The sequence below is a fragment of the Yoonia sp. MH D7 genome (assembly GCF_054439475.1).
Window position 1 is genome coordinate 2,603,025 of the sequence record NZ_JBTJCF010000001.1, and the last position, 22,974, is coordinate 2,625,998.

Annotated in this window: 29 protein-coding genes; 8 read left to right on the top strand and 21 right to left on the bottom strand. The window is 56.5% G+C overall.

Features of this window, described 5'->3' with window-relative positions:
• Nucleotides 1–2 precede the first annotated feature (2 nt).
• Genes ACXLHR_RS12945 through ACXLHR_RS12970 form a run of 6 tightly spaced genes read right to left on the bottom strand, consistent with a single transcriptional unit; the run spans nt 3 to nt 4,448 of the window.
• A complete protein-coding gene (locus ACXLHR_RS12945) occupies nt 3–272 on the bottom strand; it encodes an HPr family phosphocarrier protein (RefSeq protein ID WP_458791833.1) in 270 nt (89 codons plus the stop codon).
• Nucleotide 273: 1 nt separating this feature from the next.
• Nucleotides 274–666, bottom strand: coding sequence for a PTS sugar transporter subunit IIA (locus tag ACXLHR_RS12950; RefSeq protein WP_458791834.1), 393 nt, complete (start codon nt 664–666; stop codon nt 274–276).
• A gap of 18 nt (nt 667–684) precedes the next feature.
• The gene (gene rapZ, locus ACXLHR_RS12955; RefSeq protein WP_458791835.1) at nt 685–1,575 is read right to left on the bottom strand and encodes an RNase adapter RapZ; all 891 of its coding nucleotides are present in this window, start codon (nt 1,573–1,575) and stop codon (nt 685–687) included.
• Nucleotides 1,572–2,006, bottom strand: coding sequence for an HPr kinase/phosphorylase (locus tag ACXLHR_RS12960; RefSeq protein ID WP_458791836.1), 435 nt, complete (start codon nt 2,004–2,006; stop codon nt 1,572–1,574). Before ACXLHR_RS12960 ends, rapZ begins: the two co-directional genes overlap by 4 nt.
• Entirely contained in the window at nt 2,007–3,743 is a 1,737-nt protein-coding gene (locus ACXLHR_RS12965; protein ID WP_458791837.1) for a sensor histidine kinase, read from the bottom strand. It lies immediately after the preceding gene.
• 3 nt (nt 3,744–3,746) lie between these two features.
• Complete coding sequence (locus tag ACXLHR_RS12970) at nt 3,747–4,448, bottom strand: response regulator transcription factor (RefSeq protein ID WP_458791838.1); 702 nt, start codon at nt 4,446–4,448, stop codon at nt 3,747–3,749.
• A gap of 305 nt (nt 4,449–4,753) precedes the next feature.
• On the opposite strand from ACXLHR_RS12970, the gene ACXLHR_RS12975 reads away from it, so the two are divergent.
• From ACXLHR_RS12975 to ACXLHR_RS12990, 4 genes are all read left to right on the top strand, one after another.
• Complete coding sequence (locus ACXLHR_RS12975; protein ID WP_458791839.1) at nt 4,754–6,352, top strand: phosphoenolpyruvate carboxykinase; 1,599 nt, start codon at nt 4,754–4,756, stop codon at nt 6,350–6,352.
• A 38-nt stretch (nt 6,353–6,390) separates the two neighbouring features.
• Complete coding sequence (locus ACXLHR_RS12980) at nt 6,391–6,936, top strand: DUF3859 domain-containing protein (RefSeq protein WP_458791840.1); 546 nt, start codon at nt 6,391–6,393, stop codon at nt 6,934–6,936.
• 128 nt (nt 6,937–7,064) lie between these two features.
• The gene (locus ACXLHR_RS12985; RefSeq protein ID WP_458791841.1) at nt 7,065–8,738 is read left to right on the top strand and encodes an acyl-CoA dehydrogenase family protein; all 1,674 of its coding nucleotides are present in this window, start codon (nt 7,065–7,067) and stop codon (nt 8,736–8,738) included.
• A 1-nt stretch (nt 8,739) separates the two neighbouring features.
• The gene (locus tag ACXLHR_RS12990) at nt 8,740–9,123 is read left to right on the top strand and encodes an META domain-containing protein (protein ID WP_458791842.1); all 384 of its coding nucleotides are present in this window, start codon (nt 8,740–8,742) and stop codon (nt 9,121–9,123) included.
• On the opposite strand, the gene recO is transcribed toward ACXLHR_RS12990, so the two are convergent.
• The 12 genes from recO to folK all read right to left on the bottom strand — a co-directional run bounded on the left by recO (nt 9,111) and on the right by folK (nt 18,208).
• A complete protein-coding gene (gene recO, locus ACXLHR_RS12995; protein ID WP_458791843.1) occupies nt 9,111–9,842 on the bottom strand; it encodes a DNA repair protein RecO in 732 nt (243 codons plus the stop codon). The genes ACXLHR_RS12990 and recO overlap by 13 nt on opposite strands.
• 34 nt (nt 9,843–9,876) lie before the next feature.
• Nucleotides 9,877–10,203, bottom strand: coding sequence for a DUF1491 family protein (locus ACXLHR_RS13000; RefSeq protein WP_458791844.1), 327 nt, complete (start codon nt 10,201–10,203; stop codon nt 9,877–9,879).
• Entirely contained in the window at nt 10,200–11,117 is a 918-nt protein-coding gene (era, locus tag ACXLHR_RS13005) for a GTPase Era (RefSeq protein ID WP_458791845.1), read from the bottom strand. Before era ends, ACXLHR_RS13000 begins: the two co-directional genes overlap by 4 nt.
• Nucleotides 11,114–11,797, bottom strand: coding sequence for a ribonuclease III (gene rnc, locus ACXLHR_RS13010; RefSeq protein ID WP_458791846.1), 684 nt, complete (start codon nt 11,795–11,797; stop codon nt 11,114–11,116). Before rnc ends, era begins: the two co-directional genes overlap by 4 nt.
• Complete coding sequence (gene lepB, locus ACXLHR_RS13015; RefSeq protein WP_458791847.1) at nt 11,794–12,648, bottom strand: signal peptidase I; 855 nt, start codon at nt 12,646–12,648, stop codon at nt 11,794–11,796. Before lepB ends, rnc begins: the two co-directional genes overlap by 4 nt.
• Before the next feature lie 58 nt (nt 12,649–12,706).
• Entirely contained in the window at nt 12,707–13,111 is a 405-nt protein-coding gene (acpS, locus tag ACXLHR_RS13020; RefSeq protein ID WP_458791848.1) for a holo-ACP synthase, read from the bottom strand.
• Nucleotides 13,108–13,560, bottom strand: coding sequence for a hypothetical protein (locus ACXLHR_RS13025; protein ID WP_458791849.1), 453 nt, complete (start codon nt 13,558–13,560; stop codon nt 13,108–13,110). The genes acpS and ACXLHR_RS13025 overlap by 4 nt, the downstream gene beginning before the upstream one ends.
• The gene (locus ACXLHR_RS13030; protein ID WP_458791850.1) at nt 13,557–14,303 is read right to left on the bottom strand and encodes a pyridoxine 5'-phosphate synthase; all 747 of its coding nucleotides are present in this window, start codon (nt 14,301–14,303) and stop codon (nt 13,557–13,559) included. The genes ACXLHR_RS13025 and ACXLHR_RS13030 overlap by 4 nt, the downstream gene beginning before the upstream one ends.
• Nucleotides 14,304–14,338: 35 nt before the next feature.
• A complete protein-coding gene (locus ACXLHR_RS13035) occupies nt 14,339–14,998 on the bottom strand; it encodes a DUF2062 domain-containing protein (protein ID WP_458791851.1) in 660 nt (219 codons plus the stop codon).
• Between the two features lie 21 nt (nt 14,999–15,019).
• Nucleotides 15,020–17,167: a RelA/SpoT family protein gene (locus ACXLHR_RS13040; protein WP_458791852.1), complete on the bottom strand. Its 2,148-nt coding sequence runs from the start codon at nt 17,165–17,167 to the stop codon at nt 15,020–15,022.
• A 16-nt stretch (nt 17,168–17,183) separates the two neighbouring features.
• Nucleotides 17,184–17,537, bottom strand: coding sequence for a DNA-directed RNA polymerase subunit omega (gene rpoZ, locus ACXLHR_RS13045; RefSeq protein WP_458791853.1), 354 nt, complete (start codon nt 17,535–17,537; stop codon nt 17,184–17,186).
• 83 nt (nt 17,538–17,620) lie between these two features.
• Nucleotides 17,621–18,208: a 2-amino-4-hydroxy-6-hydroxymethyldihydropteridine diphosphokinase gene (folK, locus tag ACXLHR_RS13050; RefSeq protein WP_458791854.1), complete on the bottom strand. Its 588-nt coding sequence runs from the start codon at nt 18,206–18,208 to the stop codon at nt 17,621–17,623.
• 92 nt (nt 18,209–18,300) lie between these two features.
• Here folK and ACXLHR_RS13055 point away from each other — a divergent pair, with 92 nt between their 5' ends.
• From ACXLHR_RS13055 to ACXLHR_RS13070, 4 genes are all read left to right on the top strand, one after another.
• Nucleotides 18,301–18,873, top strand: a complete 573-nt coding sequence (locus ACXLHR_RS13055; protein WP_458791855.1) for a LabA-like NYN domain-containing protein — start codon at nt 18,301–18,303, stop codon at nt 18,871–18,873.
• A 102-nt stretch (nt 18,874–18,975) separates the two neighbouring features.
• Nucleotides 18,976–19,926 (top strand): 4-hydroxy-3-methylbut-2-enyl diphosphate reductase, encoded by a 951-nt coding sequence (gene ispH, locus ACXLHR_RS13060; RefSeq protein ID WP_458791856.1) that lies wholly within the window; start codon nt 18,976–18,978, stop codon nt 19,924–19,926.
• A gap of 74 nt (nt 19,927–20,000) precedes the next feature.
• The gene (gene rnhA, locus ACXLHR_RS13065; RefSeq protein ID WP_458791857.1) at nt 20,001–20,453 is read left to right on the top strand and encodes a ribonuclease HI; all 453 of its coding nucleotides are present in this window, start codon (nt 20,001–20,003) and stop codon (nt 20,451–20,453) included.
• A complete protein-coding gene (locus ACXLHR_RS13070; RefSeq protein WP_458791858.1) occupies nt 20,450–21,070 on the top strand; it encodes a trimeric intracellular cation channel family protein in 621 nt (206 codons plus the stop codon). Before rnhA ends, ACXLHR_RS13070 begins: the two co-directional genes overlap by 4 nt.
• On the opposite strand, the gene ACXLHR_RS13075 is transcribed toward ACXLHR_RS13070, so the two are convergent.
• Genes ACXLHR_RS13075 through ACXLHR_RS13085 form a run of 3 tightly spaced genes read right to left on the bottom strand, consistent with a single transcriptional unit; the run spans nt 21,071 to nt 22,943 of the window.
• Nucleotides 21,071–21,289, bottom strand: coding sequence for a DUF6500 family protein (locus tag ACXLHR_RS13075; RefSeq protein ID WP_458791859.1), 219 nt, complete (start codon nt 21,287–21,289; stop codon nt 21,071–21,073).
• Entirely contained in the window at nt 21,286–22,263 is a 978-nt protein-coding gene (locus tag ACXLHR_RS13080; protein WP_458791860.1) for an NAD(P)H-quinone oxidoreductase, read from the bottom strand. Before ACXLHR_RS13080 ends, ACXLHR_RS13075 begins: the two co-directional genes overlap by 4 nt.
• Entirely contained in the window at nt 22,260–22,943 is a 684-nt protein-coding gene (locus ACXLHR_RS13085) for a COQ9 family protein (RefSeq protein ID WP_458791861.1), read from the bottom strand. The genes ACXLHR_RS13080 and ACXLHR_RS13085 overlap by 4 nt, the downstream gene beginning before the upstream one ends.
• Nucleotides 22,944–22,974: the final 31 nt, after the last annotated feature.

Sequence of the window (22,974 nt, forward strand, 5' to 3'; positions counted from 1 at the left end):
GATCAACCGCCCTCGCCAAATTTGTCAGCAACTAGCGCCTCGATGGCATCCGCCAACAGGTCCGCATCGGCACCACTCGTGGTCACATCAATAAAAGTTCCAATAGAGGCTGCCAACATCAAAAGCCCCATAATACTGTCGCCGTTGGCGTCCATTCCATCCTTGGACACGGTGGCGGTGGCGTCAAATTCCTCGACAACAGCGGCCAGTTTGGCAGATGCACGGGCGTGCAATCCTTTGATATTCACGATTTTAAGCCTGCGCTCTGTCATATTATGGCTGTCCTACGCTGTGGCTGTTTATGTATTTGTGGGCGGCATGCAACGCCGCGTCAACTGCGTCCGGCACTGGCAAATGACGGGATTTCGCAAGCTTGATCAACATGGGCAGGTTCGCCCCATATAGAATACGGCGGTTCTGCGGACTACAGGCACGCAGCGACAGGTTAGATGGTGACCCACCAAACATATCGGTCACAATGACAACACCATGGCCCACATCGACCGCCTCGGCAGCTTCACAAATCTCGTCCTGCTTTGCCGCACGATCATCGTCAGGGCCGATCGCAATACTCAACATTCCTGCCTGCGCACCGACGATATGCTCAACCGCTGACAGATATTCTCCTGCCAATCCGCCATGTGCGACGATCACAATTCCGATCAAGCCACTACCCTCGACTACCTATGATGCCTGCGCATCACGACGTTCCATTTCCCGATGCCGCTTAGATACCTGCCATCCGTCCTTCGCAAGAGCCTCGGCAAGTCTTTGTGCAACTGTGACAGAACGGTGCTGACCGCCGGTACAGCCAAACCCGATCGACAGATGCGACTTGCCCTCTTCTTTATGGGCAGGCAGCAAAAAATCAACCAAGTCTTTGATTTTCTCAAAGAAAGGCGCAAAACGCGGATCCGCCGTGACATATGCATCAACCGCCGCGTCACGACCATCCATGCTGCGCAGGCTGTCATCCCAATGCGGATTGCGCAAAAACCGACAGTCCATCACAATATCCAGGCCACGGGGCAAGCCGCGCTTGTAGGAAAACGAATGTACCGTGACACCAAACACGCGGCCCGCGCTTGGGGCAAACCACTTCTCGATCTCGGCGCGCAAATCATGCGGCGACAAGCCACCACTATCAATCAGCACATCGGCGCGGGCGCGAATACGGACCAGCAACTCGCGCTCGCGAGCAATACCGGCCAACGGCGGTCCGCCCGACGCTAGCGGATGCAAACGCCGCGTCTCGGAATACCGGCGCACCAGAATTTCCTCGGCAGCATCCAGATATAGCACCTGCGCGTTCAAATCCTGTCGCAGCGCCAGCTTATCAATCGCAGCGACCAGCGCATCGGTGCTAAAATCGCGGTTGCGCACATCTAGTCCCAAAGCAAGCGGGCCGCTTGGCGCAGGGCCGCTCAACAAACCGTCGAGCAGCGACAGTGGTAAGTTGTCGATCACCTCATAGCCCAAATCTTCCAGCGCATTGATCGCGGTCGACCGCCCGGCACCCGACGGGCCGGTCACCAACACTAGATTGGGGTGTAGGGTATTCTCAATATCAGTCACCGGTCACTCCTGCCTGCTCGCAAAAATTGTAGAATCGCTGGCCCGAAATGTAGGCCATCTACGCGGTGTAGCAAGGGCAGTTCACACCCCAGTATCGCAATCCAGCGCGACATCGGGACGCGGTCGTGCTCCTCAACATCCATGTCAACAACCAGTGCGAGCGGTGCGGTATCACTACATTCAGCATTTAAAACCCCGACGCCCCGCGCCTCGACCAAGCCCCTGATCTGCGCCGGGGCACTGGCCACAACGCGCCCTCCGTCCAACCGCAAATCCACCTGATCATCCGCAACCAACCGTGCGCCAAACGCCATCAACGTAAGGGCCAAGGCCGATTTACCCGCACCACTTTGTCCTAAAATCAGCACCGCAGCGCCATCAACTGCAACACAGCTGCCATGTACAAACTTATCCGCGGATAAGGTTTTCACCTAAACCGGCAGACCGACAACAAAGCGCGCGCCTAACGGCTCCGAGGTCATATCGGCCTCGGTCGGGCGAATATTCTCGGCCCAGATCACGCCACCATGGGCCTCGACAATCTGTTTCGAGATTGCCAACCCAAGGCCCGAATTATTGCCAAATTGCCCTGCAGGGCGTTCGGAATAGAACCGCTTGAAAACCTTTATCAACGCCTCGTTGGGAATGCCGGGGCCGGTATCCTCGACGACAATCAACACGCGGTTCTCACGTTTGCGCGCCCAAACGCGGATCGCATCGCCATCTTCGCAAAACGAAATTGCATTGGTTATCAGGTTGACAAACACCTGCGCCAGACGTCCCTCCAGCCCTAGAACCTGAATAGGGTCTTCGGGCAGATCAGCAATATAATCGATGCCCTTGCTCTCGGCCTCACGCCCCAGAAAATCATTGATATTGCGCAGCATATGCAACAGGTCAAAGGCCTCTTCTTCTTCCTTGACCAACTCACTATCCAGCCGCGAAGCATTGGAAATATCACTGACCAAACGGTCCAGACGGCGCACGTCATGCTCGATCACATTCAGCAATGTCTCGCGCTGGTCATCGCGTTTTGCGACCCGCAACGTCCCCACGGCGGACCGCAGCGATGCCAGCGGGTTCTTGATTTCATGGGCCACGTCCGCCGCAAATTGTTCGTTACCTTCGATACGCTCGTAAAGCGCCGAAACCATGCCCCGCAGCGCGCTCGACAGACGGCCAATCTCGTCGGGCCGCGCGCTAAGATCCGGAATACGCACGCGGGTTGGTGACATTTTGCGGGCGTTTTTATCACGGCCAATTTCAGCAGCAGCAGCCAGATCTGCCAGCGGATTAGCGATTGTCGATGCCAGAATAAGGCTCAAAACGATGCTGATTGCCAAACCGACCAGAAACAGTTGCAGCACTTTTTCACGTTCGCGGCGCACCAGCGCATCCAACTCGCCCGCGGCCCCTTGCACAGCAACAACCCCCACTGCATTTGCGCCCTGCATGATCGGCGACGTCACGATATAGCGTATATCGCCCTGCTCGGTCACCGTTTTCAACTGTGTGCCACCAGCTAAAGCGTCGCTGGCGAACTTTGCGATTTCGGCGTCCAGAACCTCGGTTACAGTGGCCGATTGCTGTTCTTTTCCGAACAGGCTAGCCACGCTATTCCATGCGGCGTTCAGAATATCTGTCAGGTATGTTTTACCCTCGGCGCGGTCCAGCCCCGCAACTTCATGCCCGTGATCAACCCCTTTGGACTGCGCGACCAGATTGCCTTGCGGGTCGTAAACCCCGACGACAACACCGGCATGCAGACTTAATCCGTCCAGCGTCGCCCGCACGTCGATCCCGTCGCCTGTGACCATATTCACAGGGGCCGCAGCGGGCAGTTGGGCCTCGAAGACGTCCGCAATCAGCTGTGTCTCGGAAACCAGTCCCGTGGCGCGTTGATACGCCAGCGTATCGCGCGATGAGTTAATGAATAATACACCTGCGATCAGCAGCATCATTGCGATCAGGTTAAAGGTGATGATTTTGCGGGCGATCGGCGAGCTGCGCAGCGCAAGCAGGTTACGCTTGCGCCGTTTATCGCCCAATTCATGTTCGCCAAGCGGTTGCGGCGCAACCCAGTCGTCGCCCAACACAAGGTCGGGCGTTATGGCCGCAGCCCTGACAGACTCCAGATTGTGGATGTCTATTTTCGGGGCCACTGTCACTATTTACTCTTCGTTATAACGGTAGCCGATACCGTAAAGAGTTTCGATGGCGCTGAATGTATCATCGGTGTTGCGCATCTTTTTACGCAGCCGTTTGATGTGGCTGTCGATGGTGCGGTCATCGACATAGACCTGATCGTCGTAGGCTACATCCATCAGTTGATCGCGCGATTTCACAAAGCCGGGGCGCTGTGCGAGTGCCTGCAACAAAAGGAATTCTGTGACCGTCAAGGACACATCATTGCCTTTCCATTTCACCGCGTGACGCAGCGGATCCATTGTCAGTTCACCGCGCATCATCACTTTGGTTTCTTCGGTTTCTTCGATGTCTTCGCCAGCAAGCGCGTCCTGACGACGCAGCAATGCGCGGATGCGCTCGACCAGCAGACGCTGTGAGAACGGTTTTTTAACGTAGTCGTCGGCACCCATACGCAGGCCCAGAACTTCGTCGATTTCATCGTCTTTCGACGTCAGAAAAATGATCGGCATCGAGGATTTTTGCCGCACGCGTTGCAACAGATCCATGCCGTCCATACGGGGCATTTTAATGTCCAGCACAGCCATGTCGGGCATGCGTTTGTTAAAACCGTCAAGTGCGGCCTGGCCGTCGTTATATGTTTCGACTTCGAAGCCTTCGGCTTCGAGAGTCATTGCCACCGACGTCAGGATATTCCTGTCGTCGTCTACCAATGCGATTCTTGACATGGGAGTTTACCCTTACTGCTCAATTATTATTTGCCTGTTTTTCATTTGTTTTCCGCAATTTCAGGCAGCGAATCAACCCTCAAGTACGAATCGTCCGTTGGGCGTGCCTTATTTTCGCCAGAATGTGATAAGTAATGACTAAAATGCACCAATTATTGCGAAGACCACGCCAAGCACCGCCTATGGTTGCGCTAACAGTGATTTGGTTGCGCTAACTGCGACAATCTGGGGTTTCAGCCATGAAAAACATGGTGTTATGGATAGGCATCGGGGCCGCCATGTGCCCCCTATCAAGGAGCGAACCCATGGACCAAGGACAGGTCAACCCATCGATGAAGCTAGAAGATCAGGGCATCAAGGGCTTGGGTTCTGTGTATTATAACCGCTCTGAAGCCGAATTGCAGGATGCTGCGGTTGCCGCAGGCGAAGGTGTCACAGGCAAAGGTGGCGCGTTTTTGGTAACCACGGGCAAGCACACAGGCCGGTCCCCCAAGGACAAGTTTGTTGTTGCCACGCCGTCGGTGAAAGACACCATCTGGTGGGATAACAACGCGCCGATGGAAATGGATAAGTTTGACGTCCTTCACGCCGATATGCTGGAGCATATGAAGGGTGGCACTTATGATGCGCAGGACCTTTATGCTGGTGCGGACCCCGCGTACCGCTTGGATGTGCGCATTGTGACCGAGCTTGCGTGGCACGGGTTGTTCATCCGTCACCTGCTACGTCGTCCCGCCGCGGCCGAACTGGACACGTTCGTGCCCGCCTTTACCATTATCAACTGCCCCACGTTTAAGGCCGATCCTGCCCGGCATGGTTGCCGGACCGAGACCGTAATTGCGATGAATTTTGATGCCAAGCTGATATTGATCGGTGGCACCGGCTATGCGGGCGAGAATAAGAAGGCGGTGTTTTCGCTTCTTAACTATCTGTTGCCTGAAAAAGGTATCATGCCGATGCATTGCTCGGCCAACCACGCGCCCGGTAATCCGGTGGATACGGCTGTGTTTTTTGGTCTGTCTGGCACGGGCAAAACCACACTGTCTGCGGACCCTAGCCGCGTTTTGATTGGTGATGACGAGCATGGCTGGTCGGATCGCGGCACCTTTAACTTTGAGGGCGGCTGCTATGCCAAGACGATAGGCTTGGACCCTAAGGCCGAGCCGGAGATTTATGCGACAACATCGATGCCGCATACTGTGATCGAGAACATGGTTTATGATCCCGAGACGTTTGATCTGGATTTTGATGATGATAGTCTGACGGCAAATATGCGCTGTGCTTATCCGCTAGAGTATATCGGCAATGCGTCGGAAACCGCGTTGGGCGGGCATCCTAAGAACATCATTATGCTGACGTGCGATGCCTTTGGTGTGCTACCGCCGATCAGTCGTTTGACACCTGCGCAGGCGATGTATCATTTCCTAAGTGGTTTCACGTCTAAGGTTGCTGGAACAGAGCGGGGCGTGACCGAGCCTGAGCCTACATTCTCTACCTGCTTTGGTGCGCCGTTCATGCCGCGTCGTCCTGAGGTCTATGGTAACCTGTTGCGCAAGAAGATTGCGTCGCATGGTGCGACTTGTTGGTTGGTGAACACCGGTTGGACTGGTGGGGCATATGGCACAGGGTCGCGGATGCCTATCAAGGCCACACGCGCGTTGTTGGCAGCAGCACTGGATGGGACGTTGGTTGAGAACCAGTTTCAGAAGGATCCGAATTTCGGGTTTGAGGTGCCAAAAACCTGCGATGGTGTAGATGCGACGTTGTTGGATCCGCGCGAGACGTGGAGTGATAAGGCGGCCTATGATGCGCAGGCGGCCAAGTTGGTTGCGATGTTTAGCGATAACTTTGAAAAGTATCTGCCATACATTGATGACGACGTGAAAGCGGCCGCGATCGGTTAAGCACTTTTCGTTAAACAAAAGACTGTTAAGGTGCGCCCATGATGATGTGGCGCACCTTTTTCTTTGTCGTTTTTCCGGTGGCTTTGGCGGCTCAGGTGGCTGTGCAGCCTGATAAGGCTGGAGTGCAGATCGCCGCGTTTGAGGTTGGTGTAATTTGTGCGCCGCCTACGACAGGCGAGAGTACCGCGCCAGATACCGTTGCTGGCACGACGCATTTGATTGATATTGATCCGCCGTTTGTGTCGCGGGGTCCCCTTGTGCCAGCCGTGGTTGGTGTTGGATTTGGGGTGAAGGCGCGGGCTGTTGATCCGTTGGGCATGCAGGGTGTCACGATGACGATCACGCACCCGCCGATGGGCGATAGCGGTGCGACACACCAGTCGTTTGGCAGTCTTATCCGTGGCGATGTGCCGTCTATGAGCTTTTACCAGTTTGATTTTGACTATGAGTTGGTTACGGGCATTTGGCAAATGCAGGCGATGCAGGGCAACACGGTGCTATATCGCGCGAGTTTTGAGGTGGTCCCGCCTGAACAGGTGCCTGAGCTGGCTGGGGTTTGCGGGTTCGAGGAGTTGTTGTCGTAACCTGCGCTGGTTGTGCGCCTTGTTTCATCGCGACATTTTTGTTCAAATTTGTGTAAATAATGATATGATTATTGCGCTGCGGTTGCAAAGTATATATCTCTGCACCTGCATAATACTGGAGACGCCCGATGGCACATGACGGACAGGATACCACAATGACGCAGAGCCCCCTTGTTGAGAATTTGCTGGTCACGACCAAGGCCGCCTTGCCTGCTGTTGATGCAATTTTGCTCGCCGCGAAGCAGGCGTTGCGCGGCCTGGTGACGGATGCAGGTCGAATTTCGGGGGCGTTGATTGAGGCAAACCAGACCGCTGCGCATGGTGTAGCGTGGCTCGCGACCTATGTGCAGGCGTTGACTCAGATGCAGGCATGGGCGGAACATTTGGTTGCCGAAGGCAAGTTTGGAGAGGTCGAGCAATTGATCCATCAGATCGCTTTTGGAGAGTACATTGCGCAGGTGCATGGCGGCATTCAGATGAACCAAGGCGAGATGATCCGCCTGCACGATATGGGTGTATTTGATGTCCGCATGACGCAGGCCGAATCGACGCTGACGCGGAACGCCAATACGCAAGCCGCCCGGTCCCGTCTGGTGGAGTTGATGCAGGAACAATCGGCCAATATCACCGTGGGCGCTGCCGGGCTTGATGATGAGTTGGAGATGATCCGCGCGCAATTCCGCCGATTTGCTGTCGAGAAGGTCGAGCCGTTTGCGCATGAATGGCATTTGAAAGACGAGTTGATCCCGATGCAGATCATCGAGGAATTGGCCGAGATGGGTGTGTTTGGCCTGACGATCCCCGAGGAATACGGGGGGTTTGGACTGTCGAAATCTGCGATGTGTGTTGTGTCTGAGGAATTGTCGCGTGGGTATATTGGCGTGGGGTCACTTGGCACGCGGTCCGAGATTGCCGCCGAACTGATTATTTGTGGCGGCACCGAAGAGCAAAAGCAGAAATGGCTGCCACGTTTGGCGAGCGCCGAGACGCTGCCCACAGCTGTATTTACCGAACCGAATACGGGGTCTGATCTGGGCAGTTTGCGTACGCGCGCGGTCAAGGTTGGCGATGATTGGGAAGTGACGGGCAATAAAACCTGGATCACGCATGCGTCGCGCACGCATATGATGACGCTGCTGGCACGCACGGATTCTGACACAACGGACTATAAGGGTCTGTCGATGTTTTTAGCCGAAAAGACGCCCGGAGATTGCGCCAATCCGTTCCCGACGTCAGGTATGACGGGTGGCGAGATTGAGGTCCTAGGGTATCGCGGCATGAAGGAATACGAGCTGGCGTTTGACGGATTTAAGGTCAAGGGCGAGAACCTGTTGGGCGGCGAGACGGGCAAAGGGTTTAAGCAGTTAATGCAGACGTTCGAGAGCGCGCGGATTCAAACGGCGGCGCGTGCGATTGGGGTGGCCGCGTCTGCACTGGATGTTGGGATGCAATATGCACGCGATCGCAAACAATTTGGCAAGGCGTTAATAGATTTTCCACGAGTGTCGGGTAAGCTGGCGATGATGGCGGTGGAAATTATGGTGGCGCGGCAGCTGACATATTTTTCGGCGCATGAGAAAGACAATGACCGTCGCTGTGATCTGGAGGCGGGCATGGCGAAACTGCTGGGTGCGCGTGTGGCGTGGGCCTGTGCGGATAATGCGTTGCAGATCCATGGTGGGAATGGGTTTGCGTTGGAGTATAAGGTGAGCCGTATTTTGTGTGATGCGCGTATTTTGAATATCTTTGAGGGTGCTGCTGAAATTCAGGCGCAGGTGATTGCGCGTAGGTTACTGGATTAACATGCTGCGCGCCATTTTATTGCTTGTGCTTTTGGCGGCCTGTTGGGGCGACGAGAGTGTGAGTGCCTATGCGCCGTTTGATGGTGACTATGCTATGGTTTCATTGGATGGTGCACCGTTTGGCGGGGTGGCAACGATCAATGTTTCGCAGGTGGGTAAGGTGACGGGGCGCGCGCCTTGCAACAGTTATTTTGCGGATCAATTGACCGACTATCCGTGGTTTGAGGTGGGGCCGATTGGCGCGACGCGCATGGCCTGTCCTGATTTGCCGTTGGAGAGTGCGTTTTTTGCGGCGTTGGGTGACATGACCTTAGCCGAGGCGCATAAAGCGACGTTGATTTTAAGCAATACCGCTGGTCGTGAGATGGTGTTTCAGGTGCCTTGACGTTTGATTGCGTCGAGGAGCCGTTGTCGTGCGGCGGGCATGGGGCGGTCGCCGAGGCTTTTGATCAGCCGATGCTCTATGAAGTAGCCTGTGGTGCCGAGGGCGATGCCGATCTCAGCATTATCTGCGTCGCCTTTGCCTGCCAGAACCGGCGGTAACAAGAGCAGCCGGTCGGCCCATTCGCCTGCTGCATCGCGGCTGACGGCGCGTCCTGTGCGGGGAGAAACGAAGGCCAGATCTTCGTTGACGCCGCGCACAGCGCAGGCTGACAAGTCCATGCCGAAACCCATTTCGTCGAGCAGTGCTTGTTCCCAGCGCAGGTAGGCCAAGGGCCAGACGCCGGATTGGCCGAGGAGGTCGAGCAGGGCGATTGTGCGGTGATAGAGTGGGAGATGTGCTTCGCGTTCGGGAAGGACACGGGAGAGGATTGCGCAGATCGCGTTCAGTCCTGCGAGAGCGAGGCGGTCGCCCATGGCAGTGGCGGCGCGACTGCGGATTGGCTCGATGGAGAAGGACCCCATGTGGTCGTTTAACCGTGCTTTCCATGTGAGGGAAAGCTGTGCGCCGGGTTGTAGGTGCGGGGCCACTTTTCGGCTGATGCCGCCGCGCACGACGCCCGTGTGGCGTCCGTGCTGCGGGGTGAAAACGTCGATGATCATGGAGGTCTCGCCGAAGGGGCGAGCGTTCAGCAGTGCGCCTTCGTCGGACCAAGTGATCATGTGGGCGCGCCTCGCCTCGCGTTTTTCACGGAGTTCATTCGAGACCATCCTGATCGAGCAGGTGGCGGCCTTGTTTGTCTTCGACCTCGATCACCCAGAGGTCGGGATCAAAGCTGCGCTGTTTGGCGATTGAGGCGTCGACTGTGGCTTCCAAGCCGTCGGTCAGGGTGATCCATTTACGCTCGCCTGTCATCAGATCGAATGAGCGCTGGAAGCAGCGTGCGTTGCCGTCGAGCGTGTTGAGTTTGACCAGAACAGCCCCCGCTGTGTTGTCGCCGTGTTTGACGACAAAGGCGGGAATGTCAGTCAGGCGCAGCCGCGTGAGGTAAGCGGAAACCCAGATTTCCGCTGTTAATCTCATATGTTACCGTCTTTGAAGTCGAGGCCCATTTCGGAGTAGCGCTCTGATTCTTCTAGCCAGTTTGGCCGCACTTTGATCTGCAAGAACAGGTGAACGCGGCGGTCGAGGAATTCTTCAAGTTCGATGCGCGAGGCGGTGCTGACGGCCTTGATGGTTTCGCCCTTGTTGCCGAGAACGATGCCCTTGTGGCCGTCGCGCATGACGTAGATGATTTGGTCGATGCGGCAGGAGCCGTCTTTGCGGTCTTCCCAGTTTTCGGTTTCGACCGTGAGCTGGTAGGGCAATTCTTGGTGCAGGCGGAGGGTCAGTTTTTCGCGGGTGGTTTCGGCGGCGATCATGCGCAGGGGCAAATCGGCGATCTGGTCTTCGGGATAGAGCCATGGTCCGACCGGCAATTGGTGGGACAGCCATTCGCGCAGGGCGTCGACGCCGTGGCCGCGTTCGGACGAGATCATGAAGGTTTGCACGAAGGGGAATGCTTCGTTCATTTCTTCGGCGAGGCCTAAGAGTTTGTCGGCTTTGACCTTGTCGATTTTATTGATGGCAAGCGCGACGGGGGATTTGCCTGCGTGTTCTTTCAGGCGTTCGATGATGGCTTTCACGCCTTCCGAGCGGCCGCGGTGGGCCTCGATCAGCAGCACAACAACGTCGGCGTCGGCGGCACCGCCCCATGCTGCTTTGACCATAGCGCGGTCAAGGCGGCGGCGGGGTTTGAACATGCCAGGCGTGTCGACGAAGACCAGTTGCGATTGGCCTTCGATTGCGACGCCACGGATGCGGGCGCGGGTGGTTTGCACTTTATGCGTGACAATCGACACTTTCGCGCCGACCATTTTGTTCATCAGGGTCGACTTGCCCGCGTTGGGCTCGCCGATCAGGGCTACAAAGCCTGCTTTGGTGGGCGCGTCGGTCATGACAGTTCTACTTTCTGTAAAAGAGCGGTGGCAGCGGCCTGTTCGGCGTGGCGTTTGGAGCCTGCTGTCGCTTGTGCGGAGGGTCCAGAGGCCAAGCGGACCTCAATGGTGAACACCGGTTGGTGGTCGGGGCCTGTACGGTTTACTTCGACGTAGAGCGGCGGGACTTCGCCGCGCGCTTGCGCCCATTCTTGCAGTGATGTTTTTGCGTCGCGTGCATCTTCGGCGACGTTGCTGACGCGGTGTCCCCAGAGGTGCAGGATCACGCGGCGGGCGGAATCAAAACCGCCATCTTGGTAGACGGCTGCAATCACGGCTTCCATCGCGTCGGCGAGCAGAGCTTCTTTGCGCCGTCCGCCTGATTTCATCTCGGAGCGACCGAGCTTCAGGACAGCGCCAAGGTCGATCTGGCGCGCCACGTCGGCGCAGGCTTCACGGCGCACGAGCGCGTTAAAGCGCGGGGCGAGCAGCCCTTCGGGAGCGCTAGGGTCGGCTTTCAGCAGGGCCTCGGCCATGACGAGCCCCAGCACGCGGTCGCCAAGGAATTCGAGGCGCTGGTTGTCGTCGCGGTGCGGGGAGACCATCGATGAGTGGGTGACGGAGCGCACAAGGAAGTCGGGCTTGATAAAATCATAGCCCAGACGCCCGCAGAAGGCTTTAAGATCGGCGGATAGTTTCACTCGATAGCCTTAAAGAAGCGGTCGGAGCGCCATGTCCAGAATGCCAGCATGGAACGGCCAGCAGACGAGAACATCACGCGGTCGGCGCGGCCTACGATATCATTGCGTGGCACGAAGCCCACGCCGCGCAACTGCTGCGCCACCCGACTATCGGTGGAGTTGTCGCGGTTGTCGCCCATGAAAAAGTATTCATTGGCGGGCACGGTGAAGACGCCTGTGTTATCAAGCTGTCGGTCACCGATGTTCAGGACCGAATGCCGCACGCCGTTTGGCAGGGTCTCGTATTGGCGGCCTTTGATGCAGTCGGCCCCTTCGCCAACCGCGCCGTTCGCGCAGCGGGTCTCGTTGCGCTGCGGTCCTTGGAAACCGTAGGGTTCAATGAAATCTGGCGCGTCTTCGACCGTCACCGCGACATCATTGATATAAAGTAGCCCGTCTTTCATCTGGACGCGGTCGCCCGGTGTGCCGATCAGACGTTTGACAAAATCGGCGCCTGTGACCGGATGGCGAAAGACCACAACGTCGCCCATTTCTGGATCTGAGCCGAACAGGCGGCTATCGGCGTCTTTAAATACACCGCAGAAATCATCGGCACCAATGTCGATGCCCACCGCAGGGATGCGGATCGACGGGCAGGAGGCGTAGGAATAGCCGTAGGCCATTTTGTTCACGAACAGAAAGTCGCCGATCAACAGCGTGTCTTTCATCGAGCCTGACGGAATCCAGAACGGCTGGAAGAACAATGTACGGAACACACCAGCGATCAGCAGCGCCCAGACCACAGTTTTCACTGTTTCCTTGATACTTGCCATAAAGCCGCCTGTTTCGTTGCCTTTTGCATTACCAGCCATTGTTTCGTACCTTTTTATACATCGCGTCGATATGCGCCCCCGCCCCTGTCCTGTCAACCTATGGCGCTATTGGCAAGGCCTCGATCAGCACAAATGCCTGCGCCCAAGGGTGATCATCGGTCAGAGTGACATGAATTACGGCGTGATGCCCTGCCGGTGTCATCTGGTCGAGCCTGTCCTTTGCCCAGCCTGTGACCTGCATTGTCGGTTGGCCTGACGCCAAGTTGGTGACGGACATATCTTTCCATGCGATCCCCATGGCGAGGCCGGTGCCCAGCGCCTTGGAACACGCCTCTTTTGCGGCCCAGCGTTTGGCATAGGTGCCGGCGACGTCTCGTCTTCGTTCGGCCTTGGCTTGTTCGATATCGGTGAAGACGCGGTTGCGGAACCTGTCGCCGAACCGGTCCAGTGTTTTTGCGATTCTGTCGATGTTTGCGAGGTCGGTGCCGATGCCAAGGATCATTCGCGTGCAGGTTTTATTGCAGTGGTCAGTGCCCCTGTGGACTGATTGAGGGTGAGTGTCAGGGCGTCCATCGTTGTGAGGGAGGTATTCGCGTCGATCGCTTGCACAGGGATGTCGAAGATGAGGCCGATTGCGGGGTCGTAGCGCGAGGTGAGCGTCGCGAAGTCGATGGACGCAAATCCCATTGTGTCGGTGAGCCCGATCACCCTGCATTGCCGCCCGCCAACTTCGTCGTAGGGCGGTGACAGGACCAGCAGATAAGCGGCCGCGATGGCGGGTTCTATTGTATCGAGGGCGGCCAGACGCACTGCCCCGTTTGCAAAGAGGCGCGTGTTGTCTTCCCACGGTTCTACCAACGCTTGGGCGGAAGCCTGCCAGTCGCAGGGGTTGATCGATTGTGCGCCAAGCGGTGACGCAAGGACTGCAAGCAGGGCCAGTTGATTGATCATGTCCGCGCCGCGTCCATGAGCCGCCGCATTTCGGAAATGGCGGGACCGAGGCCGCGGAAGATCGCTTCGCCGATGATGAAGTGGCCGATATTGAGTTCAGCCACCTGCGGCAGGGCCGCGATAGGCGTGACGCTGTCATAGGTAAGGCCATGACCGACGTGGACTTCGAGACCGAGTTCATGGGCATAGGCGGCCATGTCGGTGATTTTGGCAAGTTCGCTGTCGCGATCATCCCAGCGTTGTTCGGCCCAAGCATCGGCGTAGGCCCCTGCATGCAATTCGATCACGGGGGCACCGATGCGCGCGCAGGCGTCGATTTGCCGTTTGTCCGCGCCGATGAACATTGACACGCGGCTGCCGGCGGCGATGAATGGCGCGATGTAGACTGCAAGAACGTTATCTTGTGCGGCGACCTCTAACCCGCCTTCGGTGGTTACTTCGGCCCGTTTTTCAGGGACAAGGCAGATGGCATGAGGGTTGTGGCGCAGGGCGATGGCTTGCATTTCTGCGGTGGCGGCCATTTCGAAGTTGAGCGGGATTTTCAGCGAAGCCATCAGCCCGTCGATATCGGCGTCGATGATGTGACGGCGGTCTTCGCGCAGGTGGGCGGTTATGCCGTCGGCACCTGCGTCTTGTGCGATCAAGGCAGCGCGTACGGGGTCGGGGTTATTGCCGCCCCGCGCGTTACGCACGGTGGCCACATGGTCGATGTTCACGCCAAGGCGCAAGCGGTCAGGTGTCATGTCAGCGGTCCTATGGTTGCGGGCTTGATGAGAGCCTAGCGTGAAGTTGGATCAGCGTCATCCGGTGTTGTGGTTTTTTTCTTGAGTTGGTCGAGTTTGGAACGCAGCACATTGCGTCGGCGGTTTTGATAAGCGCGGATGAGCGGGACGCAAATGTAGTAGCAGACGGTTGCCGCCACAGCGCCGGGAATGATGCCGCCGATCATGTAGGGGAAAAACAGCTCGTTGTAGAAGACGGCGAGATTGCTCCAGTCCATTTTCTGAAAGGTAAAGAGCGCGTGTAGATTGTGCCACAAATCGCCACCTGCACCTGCAAATTTATCGCCCAGCGAGGAATCAATGGGGCCGTGCTTGGGCCGGATGCCGAGCAGGAAGTGCCCTGTGGTCAGCGACGCGATACCGATGGGCAAGTAAGTCAGCGGGTTGCCAAAGAAGGTTGCGAGCAGAGCCGCGAGGATATTGCCACGCATGAGTTTGGCCACGATTGCGGCTACGACAAAGTGCAATCCGTAGAAGGGCGTGAATGTGGTGAACACGCCTGCCCAGATGCCGCGTGAGATTTTTTCGGGGGTGTCGGGCAGCCGCCGCACGCGGTGTTTGACGTATTCAAACGCGCGAGCCCAGCCGCCACGTGGGTAGAGCGCCCTGCCGACGATCTCGCCGACCGTCCGTCTATCCCTCCGTTTGAAAACCAATCCACTCGTCCTCTCAGTGCATTATGCCCGAACGGCGCTGGCCAGTCCCGGGTCCCTGTGTCGTTCAAGTGACGAGACATTGCTATCTGCATCAAGCGCCTTGAATACGCGGTGCATGTGTTCGCTGTCACGTAAGTCTATATCAATTAACAGCCTAAAGTAGTCAGGTTTGCGGTCAATAAATGTCAGATCCGAGATATTTGCGTTTTGTTCGCCAATGAGTGTGCATATCCGTCCCAGAACACCTGCGTCATTGGTGATTGTTACGTCAAACGTCACGGTATTGACCGACCTATGTGTGCCTTCTTGCCATTGCAAGTCGATCCAGCGTTCGGGTTGATCTTCGAAGTCGACCAAGGCTTCGCAGTCGATGGCGTGGACGACGACGCCCTGGCCGCGATAGGTGATGCCCACGATCCGTTCACCCGGAAGCGGTTGGCAGCATTTGGCGCGTTTGTGGTTCTGGTCCGCATCGAGGCCGACAACCGCGCGTTTTTCGTCGATTTCGTCGCCTTGTTTTTCAACCAGTTCGGGGTAGATCGCGCGCACGATTTCATGTGAGGTCAATTCAGAGCTGCCAAGCAGGGCCAGCATTTCTTCTGCGTCTTCTATGGCCATGGCTTTGGCGGCGGTGCGCAGGGCTTTGTCAGTCGATTTTTTACCGACGTTTTCAAAGGCCACGCGGGCGAGTTCGCGCCCCAAGCGCACATAGCGGTCGCGGTCTTCTTCGCGCAAGGATCTGCGGATGGCGGTTTTGGCGCGGCCTGTGACCACGATGTCGATCCATGTCGCTTGGGGTGTTTGCCCCTCTGCGGTGATGACCTCGACCGACTGGCCGTTTTTGATGCGAGTCCAGAGCGGCACGCGGATACCGTCGACTTTTGCCCCGACACAGCCAGAGCCGATCCGCGTGTGGATTGCGTAGGCAAAATCGATGGGGGTGGCACCGCGCGGCAGTTTGATGACGTCGCCTTTGGGGGTAAAGCAGAACACTTGGTCCTGATACATTTCCAGTTTCACGGTTTCTAAAAAGTCGTCGTGATCGTGGCTTTCATCGAGCCGTTCGGTCAGTTGCGCGATCCATTTCACGGGGTCCACGGCAAAGCGGTTTTCGACCCGTTCGCCGTTTTTATAGGACCAGTGGGCAGCGACGCCCGTTTCGGCAACTTCGTGCATTTCGCGGGTGCGGATTTGCACCTCGACCCGTTTGCCGTCGCGTCCTGACACCGTAGTATGGATCGACCGGTAGCCGTTGGATTTGGGCTGGCTGATGTAGTCTTTGAACCGTCCCGGAACAGCCCGCCAGCGTTGGTGGATTGCGCCTAATGTGCGATAACAGTCGGCTTCGGTCGCGGTGAGAATACGAAAGCCGTAGATGTCGGAAAGCCTGCTGAACGACAGTTCCTTTTCTTCCATTTTGCGCCAGATCGAGTAGGGTTTTTTCGCCCGCCCCATGACCGATGCTTCGATGCCGACTTTTTCCAGCTCTACGCGCATATCAGCGGTGATTTTTTCGACCACGTCGCCCGCTTCGCGTTGCAGGGAGATAAACCGCCGGATGATGGAATTGCGTCCTTCGGGGTTCAGCACTTTGAAGGCCAGATCTTCCAGCTCTTCGCGCATCCATTGCATACCCATGCGCCCTGCGAGCGGCGCGTAGATGTCCATCGTTTCGCGGGCTTTTTGCACCTGCTTGTCGGGGCGCATGGATTTTATCGTGCGCATATTGTGCAAGCGGTCGGCCAGTTTCACCAGCGTTACCCGCAGGTCGCGGCTGGTGGCCATGAACAGTTTGCGAAAGTTTTCGGCTTGTTTGGTTTGGGTGCTGTTGAGCTGTAGATTGGTCAGCTTGGTCACGCCATCAACAAGTTCGGCGATTTCACGGCTAAAGCGTGTGGCGACTTCGGCGTAGGTTGCTTTGGTGTCTTCGATCGTGTCGTGCAGCAAAGCCGTAACAAGCGTGGCGTCGTCCATCTGCATTTCAGCGAGGATGACCGTGACAGCAACAGGATGTGTGAAGTATTTTTCGCCTGAATGGCGGAACTGCCCCTCGTGCATTGCATCGCCAAAGGCAAATGCATCACGTAGCAGTTTTTCGTTTGAACGAGGGTTATAGATGCGGACCAGTGCAACCAGATCGTCGGCTGTCGTGTTTATCTGGTCCGGCATCTATATCATCTCGTGTTTAACGCTGACCTTGTGCGTCCATCAGAGCGCGCAGCAGCTTTTCCTCGGACATGTCGTCGTCGGCAGGTTTGTCGGATTCGGCGCCCATCAGGAGGGACATGCTGTCCTCTTCTGGTTCGTCGACTTCGATCTGGGTCTGGTTTGCTTCGATCATGCGCTCGCGCAGATCGTCAGCCCCTTGGGTCTCGTCGGCGATTTCACGCAGTGACACAACGGGGTTTTTGTCGTTGTCGCGCGCTACGGTCAGCGGGGAACCGGCGGCGATTTCGCGGGCACGGTGCGCCGCAAGCATCACAAGCTCAAAACGGTTCGGAACTTTATCGACGCAGTCTTCTACGGTAACGCGGGCCATTGGCGTACTCCAATCAATCGGACATGACTTCAGAAAGCTCTCCACTATGCGCTTTGTTGTAAAATGACAAGGGCTAGCGGGCGCTAGATCGGCCTGACACCGGCGATTTCGTCCAGAGGCCGCGCATCGCGCATCTGAGTGACGGAGAGATTAAGCAGCGGATGCACCCAATCGGGGGCGATGTCGGCCAGAGGTACTAACACAAAGCTACGGTCCTGCAGGCGCGGATGCGGGATAATGAGTTGATCTGGTGTGGTTTTTACTTGTTGATCGAGAGGCAAATCCCGCCATTTTTGATGCGTGTCTGCGTCTGGACGTACCATGTCATCCAAAGCAATCAGATCCAGATCAAGCGTGCGTTGCCCCCAGCGCACCACCCTTTTGCGTCCGGCATCGGCCTCTATGTCGTGGAGGGCCTGCATGATTGCGGCGGCGTTCAGGGTTGTCTGCACCCGAATCGCTGCGTTCACGAAATCGGGACCGGTGCCCGCAGGGAATGCAGGGGTTGTGTAAAGTGCGCTTTGCTCGACGTTTCCGGCCAAGGCGATACCCACGATGAGCATAGACTTTTGTATAGTTTCTGTAGAGTCACCCCAAAGTGAATTAGCGTTACTGCCAAGGGCAATCAGCGCATTATTGCCTGTCATTGATTTGATCTGGGCTTGCGGCATATTAGATTGTACCTACATTTAGAGTGTCCCTGTTATTAGACCACTCACATTCGTACGACCACCCACAGGACACACATTCGGAAGGACCATTTATGTTTTATCGTGACGAGCGTCTTGCGCTCTTCATCGATGGATCAAACCTCTATGCTGCTGCAAAGTCGCTAGGGTTCGACATCGACTACAAATTGTTACGGGCAGAGTTTATGCGACGTGGCAAAATGCTACGGGCGTTTTATTACACTGCGCTTTTGGAAAATGACGAGTACTCGCCCATCCGCCCTTTGGTTGACTGGTTAAATTATAACGGCTTCACCATGGTGACAAAGCCGGCGAAAGAATACACCGACAGCATGGGTCGGCGTAAGGTAAAAGGCAATATGGACATCGAGCTAGCGGTCGATGCGATGGAGCTTGCGCCACATATCGACCATGCGGTTATATTCTCTGGTGACGGGGATTTCCGCCCGTTGGTAGAGGCATTGCAGCGTAAAGGTGTGCGTGTTTCGGTTGTATCTACGATCCGGAGCCAGCCACCAATGATTGCGGATGAATTGCGCCGGCAGGCCGATAATTTCATCGAGCTTGATGAATTGCGCGATGTTGTGGGTCGTCCGACCCGTGAGCCGCGTGAGGATGATCAGCTGGCAACTGCTGACGCGGACTAAATGATAGGTGGTCGGGGTAAAACCCGGCCATTTCTTCATGCGCCAAACACTGGACGCGGGGTGTTTCACGCCTTAGGTCTAGGGCAACCTTTGGAGCATGATATGACCAATCCCCCGCTGACCCTTTATCTTGCCGCGCCACGCGGTTTTTGCGCTGGCGTCGACCGCGCGATCAAGATCGTTGAAATGGCGATCGAGAAATGGGGCGCGCCTGTTTATGTGCGCCACGAGATTGTGCATAACAAATTTGTGGTGGATGGGCTGCGCGATAAGGGTGCGATTTTTGTCGAGGAACTGGATGAATGTCCGCCTGATCGCCCTGTGATTTTCTCGGCGCATGGGGTGCCGAAATCTGTGCCGAATGCCGCCGAAGCCCGCAATATGGTTTATGTTGATGCGACCTGTCCGTTGGTGTCCAAGGTGCATATCGAGGCACAGCGTCATGCGGATGCAGGGTTGCAGATGATCATGATTGGCCATGCGGGGCATCCTGAAACGGTTGGCACGATGGGGCAATTGCCCGATGGCGAGGTGTTGCTGGTCGAGACTGTTGAGGATGTGGCGGCTGTTGCGCCACGTGATGTGCGCAAGCTGGCGTTTGTGACGCAGACCACATTGTCGGTGGACGATACGATTGAGATTGTTGCCGCGCTGCACGCCCGTTTTCCTGCAATCGTTGGCCCGCATAAAGAAGACATTTGTTATGCCACGACCAACCGTCAGGAAGCCGTGAAAGCGATGGCGCCGAAGTGTGATGCAATGTTGGTTGTGGGCGCGCCTAATTCCAGTAATTCGCGCCGTTTGGTCGAGGTTGGCGCGCGCGCTGGCTGTGCATATGCGCAACTGGTGCAACGTGCCACGGATATTGATTGGCGCGCGCTGGATGGTATCACATCGATGGGGATCACGGCGGGAGCATCGGCACCTGAGGTTTTGATCAACGAGGTGATTGACGCCTTTCGCGACCGTTATGATGTGACGGTCGAGATGGTGGAAACTGCTGTGGAAAATGTCGAATTCAAGGTGCCGCGCGTATTGCGGGAGACAGCTTAGTATGTCCGCCGAAAAGACGAATGAGTTTTGTGGTGGCGCAGCTACCCCCTATATCAGTGTGAGGGCGCGCTAAAATGACTGATCTATTTGCCTATACCGATGGTGCGTGTTCGGGGAATCCCGGCCCTGGTGGCTGGGGTGTGTTGATGATTGCGCGTGATGGGAACGCGGTTGTGAAAACCCGCGAATTGAACGGTGGCGAGGCCCATACGACCAACAATAAAATGGAGTTGATGGCCGCGATTTCGGCGTTGGAGGCGTTGCAGCGTAAGACAAGTTTAACGATTGTGACCGATAGTTCGTATGTGAAGGATGGAATCACTGCGTGGATTTTCGGGTGGAAAAAGCGTGGCTGGAAGACGGCGGCGAATAAACCTGTGAAGAATGAGGATTTGTGGAAACGTCTTGATGCAGCGACGCAGATGCATGACGTGACATGGAAGTGGGTCAAGGGCCACGCGGGTCATCCAGAAAACGAGCGTGCGGACGAATTGGCCCGCGCGGGAATGGAGCCGTTTAAGACATGACCTTGGTTGAAGGGCTGGATTACGGGGCGGTGTTTATTTTTGCGCTGACGGGGGCGCTGGTTGCCAGTCGTGCGCAATTGGACGTGATCGGTTTTGTTTTTATTGCAAGTTTGACGGCGGTGGGTGGTGGCACGGTTCGTGATGTGATTTTGAATCGTGATGTGTTTTGGGTCGCAAACCCGATGTTTATCGGGGTTGCTACAGTTGCCGCGCTGCTGGTTTTTTTCATGGCGCATTTGTTGGAGAGTCGCGCGCGCAGTATTGTCTGGCTGGATGCCGCGGCCTTGGCTGTGGCTGTGCCTGCGGGGGTATTGGTGGCGACCAGTATGGATCAGCCGCATGCAATTGTGATTATTATGGGCATTACGACGGGGTGTTTTGGCGGGTTGATGCGCGATGTTGTTTGTAACGAAGTGCCGTTCATTTTGCGTCAGGGCGAGTTGTATGTGACTTGCGCGTTGGTTGGTGCTGCGAGTGCGTTGATCGCCTTGGAGACGGGGTTTTCGCCCCTTGAAAGCCTGCTGGTTTGCGGTGCTGCAACATTTATATTGCGCGGTGGGAGCATCGCGTTCGGCTGGCGTTTGCCAGTTTATAAAAGCTTTCCACCGCGCCAGTAATTACCGACCGGACATTGCAATATCTTTGATCATCGCGGCTTTTTCAAAATGGTTGAGCCTGTGGGTTTTGATCCACCATGTCGCAGCCTCTAAAAGCAGATCGGGATCGTCGTTTTTATTGGCGAAGAATGCGTAGAATGACAGACCAACGGTTGGTCCCTTAGCCGCGATTTTGGCGTCGCAGGTCGTGATGATTTTTGTGCGTAGGCTGTGTCTCATTCGCCGTCGACCTTCAGGAAGATTTTTCCGATATGAGCGCCGGATTCCATGTGGGTATGGGCGGCAGAGGCGTCAGCGAGTGCAAATTCCTGATCCATCACGGGGGCGATTTTACCTGTCGCGAGCAGTGGCCAGACCTTTGCGCGCAACTGGTCTGCGCTGCGCGATTTGGACAGATCCGATTGAGGACGCAGGGTAGCGCCTGTGATTGTCAGTCTGCGGGTCATGATTTCCATCATGTTCAAGTCTGCTTTTGGCCCCTGCAAGAACGCAATTTGCACGATGCGTCCGTCATTGGCCAAGGCTTGGATATTGCGCTGCATATACGAGCCGCCGACCATGTCGAGGATCAGATCCGCGCGCCCTGCATTGCGCATTACCTCGACAAAATCCACGGAGCGATAGTTGATGGCTTGCTCTGCACCGAGGGCCAGACAGGCGGCGCATTTTTCGTCAGATCCTGCGGTTGTGAAGACGCGCGCGCCGAATGCCCGCGCCAGTTGGATTGCTGTCGTGCCGATACCGGAGCTGCCGCCGTGTACTAAGAACCGTTCGCCACCTTGTAAGCCGCCGCGCATGAAGACGGTGGACCAGACAGTGAAGAACGTTTCGGGCAAGCAAGCGGCTTGTTTCAGCGAGAGGCCATCGGGAATTGGCAGGCAGTGGGCGGCGGGTGTGGCGACAAATTCTGCGTAACCGCCACCCGGTAGGAGTGCGCAAACGAGGTCGCCTGTCGCCAGACCAGTGACGCCCGCGCCAATAGAGACGATTTCGCCTGATGCCTCTAGGCCGGGGAGGTCGCTGGCCGATGCGGGTGGATTGTAGAGCCCTGCGCGTTGCAAAGCATCGGGGCGGTTAACGCCTGCGTAGGCGACTTTGATCACGACCTCGCCGTAGCCCGCCGTGGGCATTGGACGGTCAGTAAGTTTCAGGACATCGGGGCCGCCTGCCTTGGTGATTTCGACCGCTTTCATTGTTTGTCCTCCGCGATCCAGATGCCTGGAAGGTCAGGGTTTGGTGTGTGGTTCGGGGCTTTTACGGCGCTCATCAACTTGCCAAGTGGGCCGGTGATGGGTTTGAGGAGTGCGCTTTTGTTGACTTGTGCTTTGAGTTTTTCGAACTGCATGACGTTGGCAATGCGCCGGTCAATGAACGCGTCGGTTGCGTCTTCGGTATCGCCGAGCCAAAAAAGCACAACGGAGCCATATACTGCTGATAATGTTGCGCGTTTGCTATACCAGTTCGCGTCTGTCGATGTGTCGCCTAGTGCGTTCCAGATTGCGTCAGCGGTGCCCCAGATCAGTTTTGCTCCTTCACCCGCATGGGTTGGCAGCGCGAAGAGTGATGAGCCGCGACGAACCACTTCTTTGTCGGCTGCGGCGGCCAGGCGTAGGCGTATCGCGTGGGCAACTTTGTCAGAATAGCGCATGTCGGTCAGGTCAGCGGCGGCCATGGCGGCGGCCATTTGTGCGTCGCCGCGTTTGTGGTAGGCCACGGCCAGATCGAGGGCCCCGCGCGGGCAGAGCGTTTTGGCGGTGGCCGCGTCGATTTCCGTGTCTGATCGGGCCGCGTCAAAACTGGTTTGAGACCAGCCGTCAAAAGCCACATGTGGCAATATCGCGTCAAGTAGACTGTCAATTTTGGTTGCTGTCATGATCTCGTTCTCCTGTCTTGCGGCAACACTA

What these genes read in the sequence shown, in the direction of transcription:
- ACXLHR_RS12945 (WP_458791833.1), bottom strand. Translation starts at nt 272, where the DNA reads ATGACAGAGCGCAGGCTTAAAATCGTGAATATCAAAGGATTGCACGCC.
- ACXLHR_RS12970 (WP_458791838.1), bottom strand. Translation starts at nt 4,448, where the DNA reads ATGTCAAGAATCGCATTGGTAGACGACGACAGGAATATCCTGACGTCG.
- ACXLHR_RS12975 (WP_458791839.1), top strand. Translation starts at nt 4,754, where the DNA reads ATGGACCAAGGACAGGTCAACCCATCGATGAAGCTAGAAGATCAGGGC.
- ACXLHR_RS12980 (WP_458791840.1), top strand. Translation starts at nt 6,391, where the DNA reads ATGATGATGTGGCGCACCTTTTTCTTTGTCGTTTTTCCGGTGGCTTTG.
- ACXLHR_RS12985 (WP_458791841.1), top strand. Translation starts at nt 7,065, where the DNA reads ATGGCACATGACGGACAGGATACCACAATGACGCAGAGCCCCCTTGTT.
- ACXLHR_RS12990 (WP_458791842.1), top strand. Translation starts at nt 8,740, where the DNA reads ATGCTGCGCGCCATTTTATTGCTTGTGCTTTTGGCGGCCTGTTGGGGC.
- recO (WP_458791843.1), bottom strand. Translation starts at nt 9,842, where the DNA reads ATGATCACTTGGTCCGACGAAGGCGCACTGCTGAACGCTCGCCCCTTC.
- ACXLHR_RS13000 (WP_458791844.1), bottom strand. Translation starts at nt 10,203, where the DNA reads ATGAGATTAACAGCGGAAATCTGGGTTTCCGCTTACCTCACGCGGCTG.
- era (WP_458791845.1), bottom strand. Translation starts at nt 11,117, where the DNA reads ATGACCGACGCGCCCACCAAAGCAGGCTTTGTAGCCCTGATCGGCGAG.
- lepB (WP_458791847.1), bottom strand. Translation starts at nt 12,648, where the DNA reads ATGGCTGGTAATGCAAAAGGCAACGAAACAGGCGGCTTTATGGCAAGT.
- acpS (WP_458791848.1), bottom strand. Translation starts at nt 13,111, where the DNA reads ATGATCCTTGGCATCGGCACCGACCTCGCAAACATCGACAGAATCGCA.
- ACXLHR_RS13025 (WP_458791849.1), bottom strand. Translation starts at nt 13,560, where the DNA reads ATGATCAATCAACTGGCCCTGCTTGCAGTCCTTGCGTCACCGCTTGGC.
- ACXLHR_RS13030 (WP_458791850.1), bottom strand. Translation starts at nt 14,303, where the DNA reads ATGACACCTGACCGCTTGCGCCTTGGCGTGAACATCGACCATGTGGCC.
- ACXLHR_RS13040 (WP_458791852.1), bottom strand. Translation starts at nt 17,167, where the DNA reads ATGCCGGACCAGATAAACACGACAGCCGACGATCTGGTTGCACTGGTC.
- rpoZ (WP_458791853.1), bottom strand. Translation starts at nt 17,537, where the DNA reads ATGGCCCGCGTTACCGTAGAAGACTGCGTCGATAAAGTTCCGAACCGT.
- folK (WP_458791854.1), bottom strand. Translation starts at nt 18,208, where the DNA reads ATGCCGCAAGCCCAGATCAAATCAATGACAGGCAATAATGCGCTGATT.
- ACXLHR_RS13055 (WP_458791855.1), top strand. Translation starts at nt 18,301, where the DNA reads ATGTTTTATCGTGACGAGCGTCTTGCGCTCTTCATCGATGGATCAAAC.
- ispH (WP_458791856.1), top strand. Translation starts at nt 18,976, where the DNA reads ATGACCAATCCCCCGCTGACCCTTTATCTTGCCGCGCCACGCGGTTTT.
- rnhA (WP_458791857.1), top strand. Translation starts at nt 20,001, where the DNA reads ATGACTGATCTATTTGCCTATACCGATGGTGCGTGTTCGGGGAATCCC.
- ACXLHR_RS13070 (WP_458791858.1), top strand. Translation starts at nt 20,450, where the DNA reads ATGACCTTGGTTGAAGGGCTGGATTACGGGGCGGTGTTTATTTTTGCG.
- ACXLHR_RS13075 (WP_458791859.1), bottom strand. Translation starts at nt 21,289, where the DNA reads ATGAGACACAGCCTACGCACAAAAATCATCACGACCTGCGACGCCAAA.
- ACXLHR_RS13080 (WP_458791860.1), bottom strand. Translation starts at nt 22,263, where the DNA reads ATGAAAGCGGTCGAAATCACCAAGGCAGGCGGCCCCGATGTCCTGAAA.
- ACXLHR_RS13085 (WP_458791861.1), bottom strand. Translation starts at nt 22,943, where the DNA reads ATGACAGCAACCAAAATTGACAGTCTACTTGACGCGATATTGCCACAT.